The organism is Kribbella yunnanensis (genome assembly GCF_039529655.1).
GTDB classification, from domain to species: domain Bacteria; phylum Actinomycetota; class Actinomycetes; order Propionibacteriales; family Kribbellaceae; genus Kribbella; species Kribbella yunnanensis.
Map to the genome: position 1 here is coordinate 233999 of NZ_BAAANF010000010.1, position 15843 is coordinate 249841.

The window sequence follows — 15843 nt, forward strand, 5'->3', positions numbered from 1 at the left end:
TCCTGATACGCGTTACTCAAACAATCGCGTTACAGTGAGGCCTGTGGACACCCTGCTCACTCCTGATCGGCTGGTCTGCATCGCCGTCGACCTGGTCAACACGCGGACGGCCGAGCCCGAGCGGCTGACCTCGGTGGCAGCGCTGCACGACTTCCTCGTGGCACACGCCGAGCCCACGCCGATCGACGTGGACGAGCGCGACCTGGCCGAGGTCCGCGCGGTGCGTGAGCGGCTACGCCCGGTGTTCGGGGCGCCGGCGCCGGATGCCGCCCGGCTGCTGAACGACCTGCTGCGCGAGTACGCCGTACGGCCCTATCTGACCGAGCATGGCGAGACGCCGTGGCACCTGCATGTGTCGCAACCAGACGCGCGCTGGGCGGAGTGGCTGGCTGCCGGAGCGGCTCTGGCGCTGGCCGGTTTCGCGGCCGGGCATGGCTTCGGGGCGCTGTCAGTGTGTGCGGCGGGTGACTGTGAGCGAGTGTTCGTCAACGCTGCAGCCAAGCGACCACGCCGGTTCTGTACGCCGACCTGTTCGAGCCGGACCCGGGTCGCGTCGTACCGCGCCCGGCGGGCGTCCGGCGGCGCAGCCTAGGATCAGGGTGGGCAAGACTCAACCAGAACAGTCCCTGGCGCGTCTTGTTGAGTGAAGGCACTGGCCGGGAACTTTCCGGGTAGGGCACCGCGTTGAGCCGTCGTACCAGCATCTCAGGGTCGAACCCGGGTGTTCCCGACGTGCGCAGAGGACGGTGACCGAGGCACCATGGCCTTCACGCTCATTGCCGAGAGGACCCAGGGAGGCGTTGCGGTGAAGCCGCTCGACACCTCGGTGGCGCCCACGCGTCAGCCGGTGCCGGAGACGCTGCCGTCGTGGGACGAGATCGTCCGCACGCACTCCGCCCGGGTCTACCGGCTGGCCTACCGCCTGACCGGGAACAAGCACGACGCGGAGGACCTCACCCAGGAGGTCTTCGTCCGGGTCTTCCGGTCGCTGTCGTCGTACACCCCCGGCACCTTCGAGGGCTGGCTGTACCGGATCACTACCAACCTGTTCCTGGACGGTGCCCGCCGCAAGCAGCGGATCCGGTTCGACGGCCTGCCGGAGGACGCGCACGACCGGCTGCCGGCCAAGGGTGACGGCCCGGCGGACAAGCTCAACTCGGAGCTGTTCGACCACGACGTGCAGGGCGCCCTGGACTCGTTGCCGGAGGACTTCCGCGCCGCGGTGGTGCTCTGCGACATCGAGGGCATGACGTACGACGAGATCGCCGACGTGCTGGACGTGAAGCTCGGGACGGTCCGCAGCCGGATCCACCGCGGCCGCTCGATGTTGCGCAAGCATCTGGAGCACCGGGCCCCGCGGCCCGGTCAGACCCGGATCAGTGGTCCGTCCACGGACGGACTGCTCGGTGAGAGTTCCGGAGGTGAGTACCGGTGACCCTTCAGCACCCGATGGACAAGCTCAGTGCCGTCGTCGACGGCCAACTCGACCATGACTCGCGGGACAAGGTCCTGAGTCACCTGGTCGGCTGCGACACCTGCCGCGCCGAGGTGGACGCCCAGCGCCGGCTGAAGGCGCGGATGGCCGCCCTGGAGGCGCCGGAGCCGTCCACCGACCTGATGCAGCGGCTGATGGGTGTCTCCTCATTCGCCACCGAGCCGCGTGAAGAGGTCCGCCCGGTCCTGACACCGGTCCCGTCGCTCTTCCCACAGCGCTCCGCCTTCCCGGCGGCCCGCACCGGCGCCAGCCGCCCGGGGACGGGAACCCCCCGCACGACCCGCTCCCGCCGCCGTACCGGCGTGCTGGGTGCGGCCGGCTCCGCAGCCGCAGTGGCCTCATTGCTCGGTACGGCGTTCGTCGTCGGGGACCCGGCCCGGTCGGAGCAGCCGCCGTCGCTGCAGCCGCCGATGACCAGCTTCTCGTCCGATCACGCCAGCACCACGGGCGGGACGCCGTTCGCGGACCCGGTGGCCGTGCTCAACTCGTACAACGGGTCCGGATACGTCGGGTTCAGCTCGACGCTGCAGCCGGTGGCCCTGACCGGACGCTGATCCCGTGAGCCTCAACCGGCTCGCCGTCCTGGTCAGCACCGCCCTGATCGGTATCGGCCTGCCCTTGCCCGCCACCGCGGTCCCGGCGCTCGACCGCGAGGACTCGCCGCAGGCCGTCAGCTGGCTCGAGCGCGCCGCGGCGGCGCCGAACCGGGTTTCGTACCACGGCACCCAGATCATCACCGCCTGGGGACCGCAGGGCGCCAGCTCGGCGATGCTCGACATCGTGCACGCGGCGTCCCAGGGCTCGGAGATCAGTGTCATCGGCTCACCGTCCTCGCCGGGCGCCAAGGCCTTCGTGCAGCGCGCGACCAGCACCGAGGCGTCCATTGACGGCGGTCCACTCTCGCTACTGCAGGCGACGTACAAGCTGGTCTACAAGTGCTGCACCGACCTGATCGGGCGGACAGCAGTGCTGGTCGAGGCGCTCCGCGACGACCAGACTCTCGCTGCGCGGTTCTGGATCGACAAGGCGACCGGGCTGCTGCTGCAGCGGCAGCTGTTCGGTGTGGACGGCAAGACGATGGTCCGGGCGACCGTGTTCACCGAGCTCGAGATCGAGGACTCGCAGTTCATCAGGCACCTGCCGCCGATGACTCCGAACGGCGTGGAGCCGCTGGGACTCGGCAAGGTCGACAGCCTGCGTTCAGAGGGCTGGGTCTGCACACCGGAGCTCCCGGCCGCCCTCAAGCTGTACGACGTCCACCAGGACACCACCAACGACTCACTCCAGTTCTCGTACTCCGACGGTCTGTTCAACGTCTCGGTCTTTGAGCAGCGCGGCGCCCTCGACCCGGCCGCCGTGGCCGGCTTCACACCGACGCAGACACCCGGCGTCTACGTCCGCTACGGCATGCCGTCGTACGTCGTCTGGTCGTCCGGCGGGATCGTCTACACGCTGATCGGGGATGTGCCGCCGGACGCGCTCGGGAAGGTGATCGAGGCCTTCCCGCACGAGCTGCCGGTGCACCTGAGCACGGTGCAGCGGATCGGCAGCGGACTGGCCAAAATCGCGACGTGGCTCACGCCGATGGGTGCGCTTTCCCCCAAGCTGGGATAATCGAATGCGGATGGTTCTCCCGGCTACGCTCGGGAGTGGCTCCGGCCGACGTTCCCGACCACGAGTGAGGCGATCACGTGAGCACCAACGACGCCGAACCGAGCACCCCGGCTGCGCCCAGTGGCGCCCCGCTGACGGGCTTGACGCCGCCTGCGCCCGGGACCGGGACCACACCGCTCACATCCCCGCGCAGTGACTCGGCCTACCGCCAAACGGCCAGTACGCCGTCGCCTGCGCTCCCACAGCCTCCGCTGCAGCCGCCGGCCGCAGGTCAGCAGCCGATGCGGTCAGTCACGCAGCGCAGCTTCGGCGCGCAGGCGCCGACCTTCCGCCCGGTCTACCCGGGCCAGGCCTGGCCGACCGAGCGCCCCGGCTACCAGGGCCCTGTGCCTCCGCCGCCGCTGGACTGGCATCAGCAGCAGGCCCGCGCGTACACACCGGGGCAGCCGCCCAAGAAGCTCGACAACCGCGTCATGCTGATCGCCGCGATCGTTGCGCTCGTCATCGGCCTGCTGGCCGGGGGCGGTGCCGCCGTGACCGTGGTCGCGCTCAACGACGGCAACGGCCCGATCACCAAGCAGCCGGAGGTGCCGGTCGGGACCGGCACCGACCCGAAGATCCGCAGTGGCTCGGTCTCCGCGGTGGCCGGCAGTTTGCTGCCGAGCGTGGTCCAGCTCCGCGTCGAGGGTTCGGACAACTCGCAGTCGACCGGTTCGGGGTTCGTCATCGACAACGCCGGTCACGTGCTGACCAACAACCACGTGGTCGCGTCCGCCGCCAAGGGCGGTTCGATCCAGATCATCACCGAGAAGGGCAAGTCCCAGACCGCCCGCCTGGTCGGCCGCTCACCGGCGTACGACCTGGCCGTCGTACAGGTGATCGGGCTGGACGCGCCGTCGGTGCAGTTCGGCCGGTCGGACCTCGCGATCGTCGGGCAGGACGTGGTCGCGATCGGCTCACCGCTCGGGCTGGCCGGGACTGTCACGTCGGGCATCATCTCGGCGAAGAACCGGCCGGTGACGGCTGGGGACAGCACGGACCAGGCGTCGTACATCAACGCCCTGCAGACCGACGCGGCGATCAACCCGGGCAACTCGGGTGGTCCGCTGGTCGACATGAACGCGCGAGTGATCGGCGTGAACTCGGCGATCGCCGCCGTGCGTGGTGCGCAAGAGGGGCAGACCGGCAACATCGGGCTCGGGTTCGCGATCCCGATCGACCAGGCCCGCCGTACCGCGCAACAGCTGATCGCGAACGGCAGAGCGACGTACCCGGTGATCGGCGCGACCATCGACATGCAGTTCGAGGGTGGTGCCCGGGTCAGCTCGGTCGCCGCCGGATCCCCGGCCGCCCGGGCAGGGCTGCGGGTCGGCGATGTGATCACCGAAATTAACCAGCAGTTGGTCGACACCGCCGAGTCTTTGATCGTGGCGATCCGCACGCATCAGCCCGGCGAGAGCGTCCGCCTGGTCTACGAACGCAGCGGCCGGCCGCGCGAAGCGACCGTGACGCTCGGCCAGCAGATCGGCTGACACACGCTCAGGTACGCTGTGCCGGGGAACGAGAAGTGAGGTGAACGCATGTTCGGCATTGGGCCGCTCGAGCTGGTCGTGATCGCGATCGTCGCCGTACTCGTCTTCGGCCCGGAACGGCTGCCGGAGTTCGCGCGCACCGCCGGCAACCTGCTCCGCCAGGTCCGCCGGATGGTCTCCAACGCGCAGAACGACCTGCGCAGTGAGCTCGGTCCGGAGTTCGCCGACCTCGAGCTGCAGGACCTCAATCCGCGCAACTTCGTCCGCAAACACCTCCTCGAAGGTGGCGACGACTTCGACGACGACAAGCCCGTCTCCACGGACTTCGCCGACGCCCCCCAACGCCTCCCAGCCGGCGCCAAGCCCCCCTACGACCCCGAGTCCACCTGATCATCGCTGTGGCCTTGAACACGGCTCCTAGGTGAGGTGGCGGTAGGCGCGTTGCGCGGCTGACGATGCCGCGTCGACCCACTGGAGTTCCCAGACGTCGCTGTTGACGTTGAACTTCCGGTCGATGCCGACCCAGCGTCCGGTCATGGCCTTACCCATCGGGTCAACGACCAGCTGAATGGCGCCGTGATATTCGCGACCGCGGTAGTAGCCGTCAACGCTGGTGCGTTCTGACCAGGTGCCGGTCGCGACCGTTCCTCGCAATGTCAGCTCGAGTCGCAGGACCGAGTCGTTGCGGGCCGGCACATTCTCGCCGACGAGCCGATTGCCCTGCTGACGAAGAACCACGTAATGCTCGCAGGAGAGTTGGCTCTCGCGGCCGGTCGAGTAATAGAAGTACCGCGAGTGCCAGATGCCGCCCAGGTCGTGCTCGCCGGCCGGGCTGGGAGCCGACTCCTCCTCGGCGGCCGCGGCGATCCCCGGGGTGGCGGCGGCCAACGCAAGCGCTGCGGAGAGTTTGGTGAGCAGCCGACGGCGCCCAAGTCTGGGGTCCGCCTTGCTCAGCCACGCCGCAACGGTGCGCCCCAGGACCTCTGCGCTGGTGTTCTCCACCTCGTCCGCAGCACGCCGTACGGCGTCCTCGTCGGCAGCCGCGGAGAGCCCTGCCTTCAGGTTCACCAGTTGCGACGTGACACGATGGTTCGCGTCGGCTCCGCGGAAGTCGGCACAGTCGGCGACGAGATCGGCGATCGAGCAGTCGTACAACTCAGCCAACCGGGCCAGTACGTCGAGGGACGGCGCATAGCCGCTGGACGACGGCCACTGCTCCCAGTACGAGAAGTTCTTGAACGTCTTCGGATCCGAAGGCCAGCGCTCGCTCCACCGCTCCGCCGCCTCACGCTGGCTCCAGTCGTGGGCCATCCGAAGAGCGACTCGAAGGTTGACGGCGTACCGATCGGCGAACGCCGAGGCGATCTCCACCCAGGTGCGGTGCTGACCTCGCAGCTCAGCAGCCCACTGGCGCCGCTCTTGGCGCAAGCTCGTTCCACTCGTAACGCCCCGAGGCGGTGGATCTGTGGTCACCCTCCTCGTGGTGCCAGAAAAGCTCCCTGCGGCACGGGGAGGAGTGTCGCGAATGGTCACTGACTGTCTCGGTGGTTCCGCAGGGTCATTGGCAGCAGAGTTCTGGTGAGGTCAGGGCGGCAGGTGAGCTCGAGCGCGTAGCCGGTGCGCGGTTCTCTCCTGCCCTGTCGCCCTGGCCGTTCCACAACGGCGCAATCACCTACGGGGCAACGATGATCGACGAACTGACGTGGTGGCAGCTGCGGCCTGGCGATCGCGTCAAGCACTTCGAGTACGGCGCCGGGACGGTCGACGGCTCTGGACCGGTCTGGATCTACGTCACCTGGGACAATCCCGATGAACCGTTCAGTCATCACACGGCCGCGATCGCGCGCTACCTCACGCGATGCGGCGTGTCAGCGGACGGTAGGGCTGAGGCCAACTCGCTGGTCGGATCCTCCGACGGACAGGACGTATACGTCCACTGGACCACCCGGCCGGCCTGGGCCGAGCGTGGTCGCGACGCCAAGTAGGCCTATACGTCCTGTTCTTCGGCGGATGATGACCGCTCGTAGATGACGAGGGTGTCGGGGCCGGTGGCCAGTTTGTAGTTGTCCGGTTCGGTTCGTAGCAGGCGGAAGCCGGCTCGCTCGGCGGTACGGCGGGCTGCGCGGTTGGTGCTCGCGGTTTTGATCAGCAGTTGCCGGCCGCCGTACTCGTCGAAGAACCAGCGGGTTACCCGTTCGAGTGCTTCGACGATGATGCCGCGGCCCTGTGCGTCGGGGTGGAGCCAGTAGCCGAGCTCGGCAGTGCCGTTCTCGATCCGGAAGAGGGTGAGGTTGCCGAGGCCGAGATTGCTCTCGGCGTCGGCAACGCACCAGTTGTAGCGGGTGCCGGCGGTGCGTTGGTCGGCTAGGTCACGCAGCCAGAAGCGGGCGTCTTCGGCCGCGAAGGACTGCGGGATGAAGGGTAGGACGTGGGCGGTCGCCTGGTTGGTTCGTGCGGTGGTGATGCGGTCGACTTCGTCCTCGCGCCAGAGCCGCAGTTGGAGCCGCGGGGTGGTCAGGAGGGCGTCAGCGGCCGGCGGGGCTGAGGCCTAGCTGGCGGCCGAGGAGGCCTCGGGGTTTGCCGCCGAGTTTGTCGGCGATGGTCTTGAGGACCTGGGCGGCGGGGGTGTCGGGGTCGGCCATGGCAAGGGGTTGGCCGAGGTCGCCGCCGCTGCGGAGGCGTTCGTCGAGGGGGATCTCGCCGAGCAGTGGGATGGGGTAGCCGAGGCGGGCTGAGAGGGTTTCGGCGACTCGGGTGCCGCCGCCGGTGCCGAAGATCTCGATGCGGTGCTCGGGGCCGCAGTGCGGGCAGGGGAGGAAGGACATGTTCTCGATGACGCCGGCCACGCGCTGGTGGACCATCTGCGCCATCGTGCCGGCCCGCTCGGCCACCTCGGCGGCGGCTTCCTGCGGGGTGGTCACGACGATGACCTCGGCGCTGGTCAGCCGCTGGCCGACCGAGATCGCGATGTCGCCGGTGCCCGGCGGCAGGTCGAGGAGCAGGACGTCGAGGTCGCCCCAGTAGACGTCGGCGAGCATCTGCACGAGGGCGCGGTCCAGGATCGGGCCGCGCCAGGCGACCACCTGGTCGCGCTTCGGCTTCAGCATGCCGATCGAGATCACCTTCACGCCGTGCGCGGGCACCGGCATGATCATGTCGTCGACCGCGGTCGGCCGCTCGTCGGCGACACCGAACATGGCCGGGATCGAGTGGCCGTAGATGTCCGCGTCCAGTACGCCGACCGACAGGCCCTGGCGGGCCATCGCGACGGCGAGGTTCACGGTCACCGAGGACTTGCCGACGCCGCCCTTGCCGGAGGCGATCGCGAACACCTTGGTCAGCGAGTCGGCCCGGGAGAACGGGATCTCCTTCTCGGCCACGCCACCGCGCAGCTGCGTCTGCAGCGCACTCCGCTGCTCGGCCGACATCACGCCGAGGTCGATCTCGACCCCGGTGACGCCCTCGAGCTTGCTCACCGCGGCCGTCGTGTCGCGCCGCAGCGTGTCCTTCATCGGACAGCCGGCGACCGTCAGCAGGATCCGGACCGCGACCACGCCGTCCTCGCGCACGACGACGGACTCGACCATGCCCAGATCGGTGATCGGTTTCTTGATCTCCGGATCGAGCACGCCACCGAGAGCTTCGGTCACCTGATCAGCAGTGGGAGCCATACCCCCAAGGCTACGTGCTCGACGGAAACCCGCGGACCACGGTCCCTGTGACCTAGGTCCGGCAAGGCGACCCTTAGTTCAGCCCTGCCGGAAGGGCTGGCAACGTTGTCAGCACCCCGTTACCGTGAGGCCTCAAGGATCCGCCCGTCCTCGAGGAGATCGCATGAGACTCCGACCCTCCCGTCAGACCACCCTCAGCCTGCTCGCGGCCCTCGCCGTCGCGGGTGTCGCCGGGCTCGCCACCACCGCGATGGCCCAACCCGCCGTACCGCGAACCACCGTGATCAACGCGACCGATGTCGACGGCGACGCGTTACCGCACGACTGGGAACGCAATGGGTACGACGCCAATGGTGACGGCATCGTCGATGTCGACCTACCGGCCATGGGCGCGAGCCCGGACCAGAAGGACCTCTTCGTGGAGGTCGACCACATGGCCGGCTTTCTCGGACCGATCAAGGCGTTCGACCGAGCTGTCGAGGTCTACGCGAACGCGCCGGTGTCGAACCCGAACGGCAGCACCGGTATCCGGCTGCACGTCGACCTCGGTCCGGCCGGCGGTACGAAGTACAACCTCGGCGGTGGGAACGAGGTGCCCTACGCCGCGAGCCTCGACACGTCGCAGGTGTTCGCAACCAAGGCCACTCACCAGACCGCGGCCCGAGCAGCGGTCTTCCACTACTTCCTCTACATGGACCGCTACAACAACGGCTGCGGTGGCTACGCCTTCGGAATACCAGGGGATCTGGCCGTCGTGGCGATGAGCCCGGTCTGCACCAACCCGACCGAGAACACCTGGACCGGCGTCTTCATCCACGAGTTCGGACACCTGCTCGGGTTGCATCACGGCGGCCAGGACGCCACCAACTTCAAACCGAACTACCTGAGCGTGATGAACTACGCCTTCAGTAACCGCGGCGTACTGCGCTCTGACGGAAGCAGCCCGTACTTCGGCTACCAGGAGTCCGCGCTGCCGCCCTTGAACGAAACCAGCCTGTCCGAACCGCGCGGTCTCGGCACACCGTCAGCCGACGAGTGGCGCACGATCTACGAGTGCCCGAGCGGAACCCAGACCACCAGCGGACCGGCCGGCCAGCCGATCGACTGGAACTGCGACGGCGACACCACCGACACCGCCGCCCAGGTCGACCTCAACAACGACGGCCAACTCACCCAGCTCAACAGCTACGCCGACTGGTACGCCCTGAAGTTCGGCGGTGGCGCGGTCGGCGACCCGGTCGGAACCGCGCCGCGAGCGATTCAGAGGCCGGGAGCGCCGTAAACGGGGAACCAGCGCGCGAGGTCGGATTCGAGCCGCAGATCGGTCCCGAGCAGGGACTTGATCTGCAGCTCGGATGCGTTGTCCCGACGATCCGCGCCGACCGGGACGAACGGGTACCAGGAGCCGCGTTTGTAGAGGTAGACCAGCCCGAGTGACTTCGACCCATTGCTGAAGTTCACCAGAGTGCACAGCAGCGAGGGCCCGAAACCCGCGTCGACGAGAGACGTGTTCACCCCGTGCAGGTCGGTGACGAGGCCCTCGAGGTTGTCCGGTGTGGTCTCGCGGACCAGCCAGGTGAAGCCGTAGGAGTCCGTGACGGACGAGAACTTACCGTTGTCGAGGGCAAGTAACTTGTCGACCTCCGCACGCAACGCGGTGAACCCACCGCCCTCCGCCGACTTGAAGCAGACCGAACCCACACCGGTCGCGTGATACCCGCCGGCCGTCTCCAGAGTGATCGCGGCCGACGGCAATGAGAACAGCTGGTCGAGATTTGGCGGCACCGCTTTGCTGCGCCCGAGCAAGATATCGAGGAAACCCATGGCCCTAAGCCTGCTCGCCCAGCTCGCGAGACAGTGCACCGAGCTTGTCGAGGCGTGTCTCCAGCGGTGGGTGGGTCGAGAACAGCGACGACAGCGAGACGCCCTTGCCGGAGATCGCCGGGGCGAAGAAGAACGCGTTGAACGCCTCCGCCTGGCGCAGGTCGCGCGACGGTATTCGCGCGATGTCCCCACTGATCTTCGTCAACGCCGAAGCCAAGGCTGATGGACGACCGGTCAGTATGGCGCCCGCCCGATCTGCGGCCAGTTCGCGGTACCGCGAGAGCGCGCGGGTCAGCAGGAACGAGATCGCGTAGACCGCGGCCGAGATCGCGACGATGGTCAGCACGATGACGGCCGTGTTCTGGTCACGCCGCCCACCGAGCCCGCTGTAGAGCCCGAAGCGGGTGATCAATCCAGCCAGTACGCCGAGGAACGACGCGACCGTCATCACCGCCACATCGCGGTGCGCGACGTGGGACAGCTCGTGCGAGAGCACGCCCTCGAGCTCATCGGCATCGAGCCGGCGCATGATCCCGGTCGTCACGCAGACCACCGCGTTCTTCGGATTCCGCCCGGTGGCGAACGCATTCGGCAGGTCGACATCGGCGATCGCGATCCGCGGCTTCGGCATGTCCGCCAATGCGCACAGCCGGTCGATCGCGCCGTGCAGTTGCGGTGCCTCTTCCGGCGTGACGATCTTGCCGCCCATCGCGTAGAGCGCGATCTTGTCGGAGAAGAAGTACTGCACGAACAGCGCGCCACCGGCGATCACGATCGCGATCACCGCGCTGTCGGTCACCGCGATCAGGGCCGCGATGAAGCCGACGTACAGCAGCCCCAGCAGGAAGCTCGTCACGAGCATCCGGCGGTTCAGCTTCTTGTCGGGAGCGAATCTGGTCTTCATCGGCGGCACCCTTTCTCACCTGCCACCGAGATTAGCGCGGCCCCAAAGGCGCTTCGCGGTCCAGCTCCGCGAGCAGGGACTTCAGTTCGGAACGCAGGAAGTCGCGGGTGGCGACCTCGCCGACGGCCATCCGCAGCGACGCCATCTCGCGGGCCAGGAACTCCATGTCGGCGCGGGTCCGGGTGTCGATGTCGCGATCACGCTCGTACTGGACGCGGTCGCGGGCCTCCTGCCGGTTCTGGGCGAGCAGGATCAGCGGAGCGGCGTACGACGCCTGCAGGCTGAGCGCGAGGGTCAGGAAGATGAACGGATAGGTGTCGAACCGCAGACCCTCCGGCGCGAAGATGTTCCAGACCACCCAGAACACGATCGTCGCGGTCATGTAGACCAGGAACTGCCCGGTGCCGAGGAACCGCGCGATCCGCTCCGACAACCGCCCGAACGCATCGGCGTCGTACACGGGGACGAACGTCCGCCGCCAGTCCTTCGGTATGTCCAGCCGAGCAGTGGTGGTGCGAGGCGTACTGCGGTCGTCACGAGGCATCGTGGTCCACCTCCTGCGTTTGGTCGGATTCGCGCCAGTCGTCGGGCAGCAGATGGTCCAGTACGTCGTCCACGGTGACCGCGCCGAGCAGTCGCCCCTCGTCGTCGAGCACCGGCGCCGCCACGAGGTTGTACGTCGCCAGGTACTTGCTGACCGCGGTCAGGCTGTCATCCGGCCGCAGTCCGTCCAGGTCGGTGTCCAGAGCGGCGGACACGAGCTCTGAGGGCGGTTCGCGGAGCAGACGCTGGATGTGGCCGACTCCGATGAACCGTCCGGTCGGAGTCTCCAGTGGTGGCCGGCAGACGTAGATCATCGCGGCCAGTGCCGGACTGAGCTCGGCGTTGCGGACGTGGGCCAATGCGTCGGCCACTGTCGCGTCCACGGGCAGGATGACTGGCTCTGACGTCATCAGACCACCAGCAGTGCGCTCCTCGTAGGTGAGCAGCCGCCGTACGTCCTCGGCCTCGTCCGGCTCCATCAGCGTCAGCAGCCGCTCTGCGGTCTCTGTCGGCAGCTCGGCGATCAGGTCGGCCGCATCGTCCGGTGACATCTCCTCCAGCACGTCAGCAGCGCGCTCGGTGTCCAGACCGGCCAAGATCTCGACCTGGTCGTCGTCTGGCAGTTCCTCGAGTACGTCGGCAAGCCGCTCGTCGTTGAGTGCCGCAGCGATCTCCTTGCGCCGCTTGGGCGACAGGTCATGCAGTACGGCGGCCAGGTCGGCAGCACGCATCGAGTCGAACGCAGCCAGGATGTGCGTAGCCCCCTGACCCTCCTCGACGTGAGCGAACCCGCTCACCTCGGACCAGTCGAGTACATGCGACTGACCGCGGCGCCGGAACCGCTTGCTGCCTTCGCGGACCGCCACCTTCGACAGCACCCAGTCCTTGGTCCGCCACTGCTCCATGGCCATGTCGAAGACCACACCGGTCGTCTCGGTCTCCCGAACGGTGACAGTGCGGTCCAGCATCTCGCCCAGCACCAGGATCTCGGTCGCGCGCTGTTCGAAGCGCCGCATGTTCACCAGACCGGTCGTGATCACGTGTCCGACGTCGACCGAGGTCACCCGCGTCATCGGCACGAAGATGCGCCGCCGGGCGAACACCTCCACCACCAGCCCGAGCACCCGCGGCGGCTGCGTCCCCTGCCGCAGCATCGCGACCACATCCCGCACCTTGCCGACCTGGTCGCCATTCGGGTCATAAACAGGCAGACCAGCCAGCCGTGCGACATAAACACGCGTAGGCCCACTCATGTTCGAAGGCTAACCCGCAGCGCCTCAGCTCAACTTGCGACGCCGACGGACGCGCCGGTGCAGCGTGATCGGCTTAGGACCGCGCGTGGTGGCCGGAGTCCCAGCCGGTGTCTCGTACGGCGAGGCTCCGTCGAAGCCGGTGATCTCCCCAGTGGGCTCCAACACCAGCAGGTCCGCCTCAGAGCGCCACCGCTCGAGCTGAGTGTCCAGTCCGGCCGCATTGAGCCGCTCAGTCCGCAGCACCAACGCGGCAGCCGTCCACTCCTCGGTCCCCGGCTGCAACCGCCGTACGGTCGCCTTCCAGCTAGCCAGCCGGGTCGTGGCGGGCTTAGCCGGTACGACGACCTCCGCCGTCCCCGCCGCGGCCAACCCCGGCAACGGCTGCTCCGCACTACCGTCAGCATCCGCCAGTACGACGTACTGGCCGTCCACCGTGGCGAACCACGCCGGTGCAGGCCGCCTGCCGTCCCAGGCCAGCCAAACGAGCCCAGCCTTCTTCATGACAGTGGCGATCTCTGTCACAGCGTCCTCGCGAGTCACCGCACCAGAGTGTCACAGTGAGCGATGTCACCGGGCACGCTGCGGACGTTTCGCCGTACGCTGCCGGTGACCGGTGAGTAACCAAGGAGGTCGGCACATGTCTGAACAGGTCCTGCGGAGCAGAAGGTCGTGTCTGGCCACCCCGGGGTCGAACCCGCGGTTCCTGGCCAAGGCGAAGGGACTGGATGCCGACCAGGTGTTCCTCGACCTGGAGGATTCGGTCGCGCCGATCGCCAAGGTGGACGCCCGCAAGAACATCGTGGCGGCGCTGAACGAGGGCGGTTGGGGTAACAAGGTCCGCGTGGTCCGGGTGAACGACTGGACCACCGAGTGGACCTACGCGGACGTGATCGAGGTCGTCGGCGGCGCCGGGGCGAACCTGGACTGCATCATGCTGCCGAAGGTGCAGACCGCCGAGCAGGTGGTCGCTCTGGACCTGCTGCTCACGCAGATCGAGAAGGTGCACGGCTACGAGCCGGGCAAGATCGGTATCGAGGCGCAGATCGAGAACGCCCTCGGCCTGACCAACGTGAACGCGATCGCGGACGCATCACCGCGGGTCGAGACGATCATTTTCGGCCCGGCCGACTTCATGGCCTCGATCAACATGAAGTCGCTCGTGGTCGGTGAGCAGCCGCCCGGGTACGACGTCGGCGACGCCTACCACTACATCCTGATGCAGATCCTGATGGCGGCACGCGCCTACGGCAAGCAGGCCATCGACGGTCCGTACCTGCAGATCAAGGACGTCGACGGGTTCCGCCGGGTCGCCGGCCGCTCGGCCGCGCTCGGTTTCGACGGCAAGTGGGTGCTGCACCCGGACCAGATCGCCGCCGCGAACGAGGTCTACTCGCCGCGCCAGGAGGACTACGACCACTCCGAGAACATCCTCGACGCCTACGACCACTACACCTCGGCCGCTGGTGGCGCTCGCGGTGCGGTGATGCTCGGCGACGAGATGATCGACGAGGCCTCCCGCAAGATGGCCCTCGTCATCTCCGCCAAGGGCCGCGCAGCCGGCATGACCCGCACGCAGGTCTGGAAGCCCGAAGACTAGACCTGCGCCATCAGCGCCAGCAGGTGACCATCGGGGTCGGGGAAGAACGCCATCCATTCCTCGACCCCGTTGTCGTGTTTGTGGATCAGGTGCGGGGCGCTCTCGAACTCCACGCCGCGCGCCAGCAGTTCGTCGTACGCCGATTGGATGTCGTCGACCCGGAAGTAGAGCACCGACGGCTCGGCGGCGGTCTCCTCGCTCGCGCTCAGGAACAGCCGGGTGCCGCCGCAGTCGAAGAAGGCGAGATCGCCGAACGTGTAGAGATGCGGGAGGCCGAGGACTTCGCCGTACCAGTGCACGGCGGTCGGGATGTCGCTCACCGGGCGCGAGATCTGCCCGATGACGCCTAGCTGAAGTGCCATGTCGGAGACTCCTTGTCGCGAGGCGCGCAATGCGCTGCCAACCGGTACACCGCGCCAGCTGCGCAGCTCGGCCCGGCGAGCGAGGCCGAGCTTCTGCAGTGCGTTGGCCACGTGGAACTTGACCGCGTCGACGCTGATGCCGCGGCGGGTGGCGATCTCCCGGTTCGACATCCCGTGCCGGACCGCGTCCACCACCCGCCACTCGGCAGGAGTCAGTACGTCGGGGTGTCGCGGGCGGCCACGTTTGCTGGTCACACCCTCAAGCTAGCCCCGGAACTACCCGAATTACCCTCCCCTGAGCGATCAGCCCAGGGTGAGGACCTTGTGGATCCGGATCGGGCGGACCGGCGGGCCGTCCTGGTCGGGGTCGGCGATACCGGCCTTGACCATCCGGTCGAACGTCGGCATGCCGGCGATCACCTGGCCGAGCACGGTGTAGTTCGGCGAGATCTTGGCGAACGAGTGCACGACGAAGAATTCGCTGCCGTTCGTCCCCGGTCCCTGGTTGCCGTAGGCAACGGTTCCGCGCGGGTAGGTCTCCTTGCCGGTGACCTCGTCGGCGAACTTGTACCCCGGACCGCCCTCCTCCTGGCGGTAGATGTCACCGCACTGCAGGACGCCGAGGCGGGCCGAGTTGGTCAGCCGGAAGCACTGGGTGAAGTCGTAGAACCGGCTCCGCACCAGGTGCGCGAAGTTGTGCACTCCGCACGGTGCGTTCGCCCGGTCCATCCGGACCACGAACGAGCCGTAGTTGGTGAAGAAAAGCACGTCGACGGTGCCGTGCGCCTTGGCGGTGGCGCGTGGGATCCGGACCGGCTTGGCGGCCGGGTTCTCCGGCGTCGGGGTGAACTCGCACTGAACAGTTGGCTTCGGGCGGGTAAGTGGTGCTGCCGAAGCGGTGGTGGTGAACGTCGTGGCTAGCAGGGTGGCCGCGATCACAGCGGCAAACGTTCGCTTCATGAGCACACGGTAATACTCCGGCAAGGATTCAGGCGTGGACTCGATCTGATCGCCGTGGCCGCCTAAGGTAAGGCGGTCCGCTGCGGAA

19 protein-coding genes are annotated in these 15843 nt (G+C 67.9%); 9 read left to right on the forward strand and 10 right to left on the reverse strand.

Annotated elements, in window-relative coordinates; genetic code table 11:
- Positions 1-43 precede the first annotated feature (43 nt).
- From ABD231_RS16740 to ABD231_RS16765, 6 genes are all read left to right on the forward strand, one after another.
- Entirely contained in the window at positions 44-592 is a 549-nt protein-coding gene (locus ABD231_RS16740) for a CGNR zinc finger domain-containing protein (protein WP_344151970.1), read from the forward strand.
- Between the two features lie 168 nt (positions 593-760).
- Positions 761-1435 (forward strand): RNA polymerase sigma factor SigE, encoded by a 675-nt coding sequence (gene sigE / locus ABD231_RS16745; RefSeq protein WP_344151973.1) that lies wholly within the window; start codon positions 761-763, stop codon positions 1433-1435.
- Positions 1432-2049, forward strand: a complete 618-nt coding sequence (locus ABD231_RS16750; protein ID WP_344151976.1) for an anti-sigma factor family protein — start codon at positions 1432-1434, stop codon at positions 2047-2049. Before sigE ends, ABD231_RS16750 begins: the two co-directional genes overlap by 4 nt.
- Before the next feature lie 4 nt (positions 2050-2053).
- Complete coding sequence (locus ABD231_RS16755) at positions 2054-3109, forward strand: sigma-E factor regulatory protein RseB domain-containing protein (protein WP_344151979.1); 1056 nt, start codon at positions 2054-2056, stop codon at positions 3107-3109.
- 77 nt (positions 3110-3186) lie between these two features.
- Entirely contained in the window at positions 3187-4641 is a 1455-nt protein-coding gene (locus ABD231_RS16760; RefSeq protein ID WP_344151982.1) for a S1C family serine protease, read from the forward strand.
- A gap of 48 nt (positions 4642-4689) precedes the next feature.
- Entirely contained in the window at positions 4690-5031 is a 342-nt protein-coding gene (locus ABD231_RS16765; protein WP_344151985.1) for a sec-independent translocase, read from the forward strand.
- Positions 5032-5058: 27 nt separating this feature from the next.
- On the opposite strand, the gene ABD231_RS16770 is transcribed toward ABD231_RS16765, so the two are convergent.
- Positions 5059-6069: a helix-turn-helix domain-containing protein gene (locus ABD231_RS16770; RefSeq protein WP_344151988.1), complete on the reverse strand. Its 1011-nt coding sequence runs from the start codon at positions 6067-6069 to the stop codon at positions 5059-5061.
- Positions 6070-6185: 116 nt separating this feature from the next.
- Between ABD231_RS16770 and ABD231_RS16775 the strand changes: the two genes are divergently transcribed.
- Positions 6186-6626: a hypothetical protein gene (locus ABD231_RS16775; protein ID WP_344151991.1), complete on the forward strand. Its 441-nt coding sequence runs from the start codon at positions 6186-6188 to the stop codon at positions 6624-6626.
- 2 nt (positions 6627-6628) lie between these two features.
- Here the strand turns inward: ABD231_RS16775 and ABD231_RS16780 are convergent, their stop codons facing one another.
- Both ABD231_RS16780 and ABD231_RS16785 read right to left on the reverse strand, forming a co-directional pair.
- Positions 6629-7159 carry a GNAT family N-acetyltransferase gene (locus ABD231_RS16780; protein WP_344152145.1) on the reverse strand — a complete coding sequence of 177 codons (531 nt, stop codon included), beginning with the start codon at positions 7157-7159 and terminating at the stop codon, positions 6629-6631.
- 7 nt (positions 7160-7166) lie between these two features.
- Entirely contained in the window at positions 7167-8312 is a 1146-nt protein-coding gene (locus ABD231_RS16785) for an Mrp/NBP35 family ATP-binding protein (RefSeq protein ID WP_344151994.1), read from the reverse strand.
- A gap of 163 nt (positions 8313-8475) precedes the next feature.
- On the opposite strand from ABD231_RS16785, the gene ABD231_RS16790 reads away from it, so the two are divergent.
- Complete coding sequence (locus ABD231_RS16790) at positions 8476-9594, forward strand: hypothetical protein (RefSeq protein ID WP_344151997.1); 1119 nt, start codon at positions 8476-8478, stop codon at positions 9592-9594.
- On the opposite strand, the gene pspAB is transcribed toward ABD231_RS16790, so the two are convergent.
- The 5 genes from pspAB to ABD231_RS16815 are packed head-to-tail and all read right to left on the reverse strand — an operon-like array spanning position 9573 to position 13376.
- The gene (pspAB, locus tag ABD231_RS16795; protein WP_344152000.1) at positions 9573-10136 is read right to left on the reverse strand and encodes a PspA-associated protein PspAB; all 564 of its coding nucleotides are present in this window, start codon (positions 10134-10136) and stop codon (positions 9573-9575) included. The genes ABD231_RS16790 and pspAB overlap by 22 nt on opposite strands.
- Before the next feature lie 4 nt (positions 10137-10140).
- Positions 10141-11040 (reverse strand): zinc metalloprotease HtpX, encoded by a 900-nt coding sequence (gene htpX, locus ABD231_RS16800; RefSeq protein WP_344152003.1) that lies wholly within the window; start codon positions 11038-11040, stop codon positions 10141-10143.
- A 31-nt stretch (positions 11041-11071) separates the two neighbouring features.
- Positions 11072-11584 (reverse strand): DUF1003 domain-containing protein, encoded by a 513-nt coding sequence (locus tag ABD231_RS16805; RefSeq protein WP_344152006.1) that lies wholly within the window; start codon positions 11582-11584, stop codon positions 11072-11074.
- On the reverse strand, positions 11574-12836 hold the full coding sequence (locus tag ABD231_RS16810) for a magnesium transporter MgtE N-terminal domain-containing protein (RefSeq protein WP_344152009.1): 1263 nt from the start codon (positions 12834-12836) through the stop codon (positions 11574-11576). The genes ABD231_RS16805 and ABD231_RS16810 overlap by 11 nt, the downstream gene beginning before the upstream one ends.
- A gap of 24 nt (positions 12837-12860) precedes the next feature.
- Complete coding sequence (locus ABD231_RS16815) at positions 12861-13376, reverse strand: hypothetical protein (protein ID WP_344152012.1); 516 nt, start codon at positions 13374-13376, stop codon at positions 12861-12863.
- Positions 13377-13473: 97 nt separating this feature from the next.
- On the opposite strand from ABD231_RS16815, the gene ABD231_RS16820 reads away from it, so the two are divergent.
- A complete protein-coding gene (locus tag ABD231_RS16820) occupies positions 13474-14433 on the forward strand; it encodes an HpcH/HpaI aldolase/citrate lyase family protein (RefSeq protein ID WP_344152015.1) in 960 nt (319 codons plus the stop codon).
- Here the strand turns inward: ABD231_RS16820 and ABD231_RS16825 are convergent.
- Together ABD231_RS16825 and ABD231_RS16830 are read right to left on the reverse strand one after the other, a co-directional pair.
- On the reverse strand, positions 14430-15050 hold the full coding sequence (locus tag ABD231_RS16825) for a VOC family protein (RefSeq protein WP_344152018.1): 621 nt from the start codon (positions 15048-15050) through the stop codon (positions 14430-14432). The two genes, ABD231_RS16820 and ABD231_RS16825, sit on opposite strands and share 4 nt — an antisense overlap.
- A gap of 48 nt (positions 15051-15098) precedes the next feature.
- Complete coding sequence (locus ABD231_RS16830; RefSeq protein ID WP_344152021.1) at positions 15099-15755, reverse strand: peptidylprolyl isomerase; 657 nt, start codon at positions 15753-15755, stop codon at positions 15099-15101.
- Positions 15756-15843: the final 88 nt, after the last annotated feature.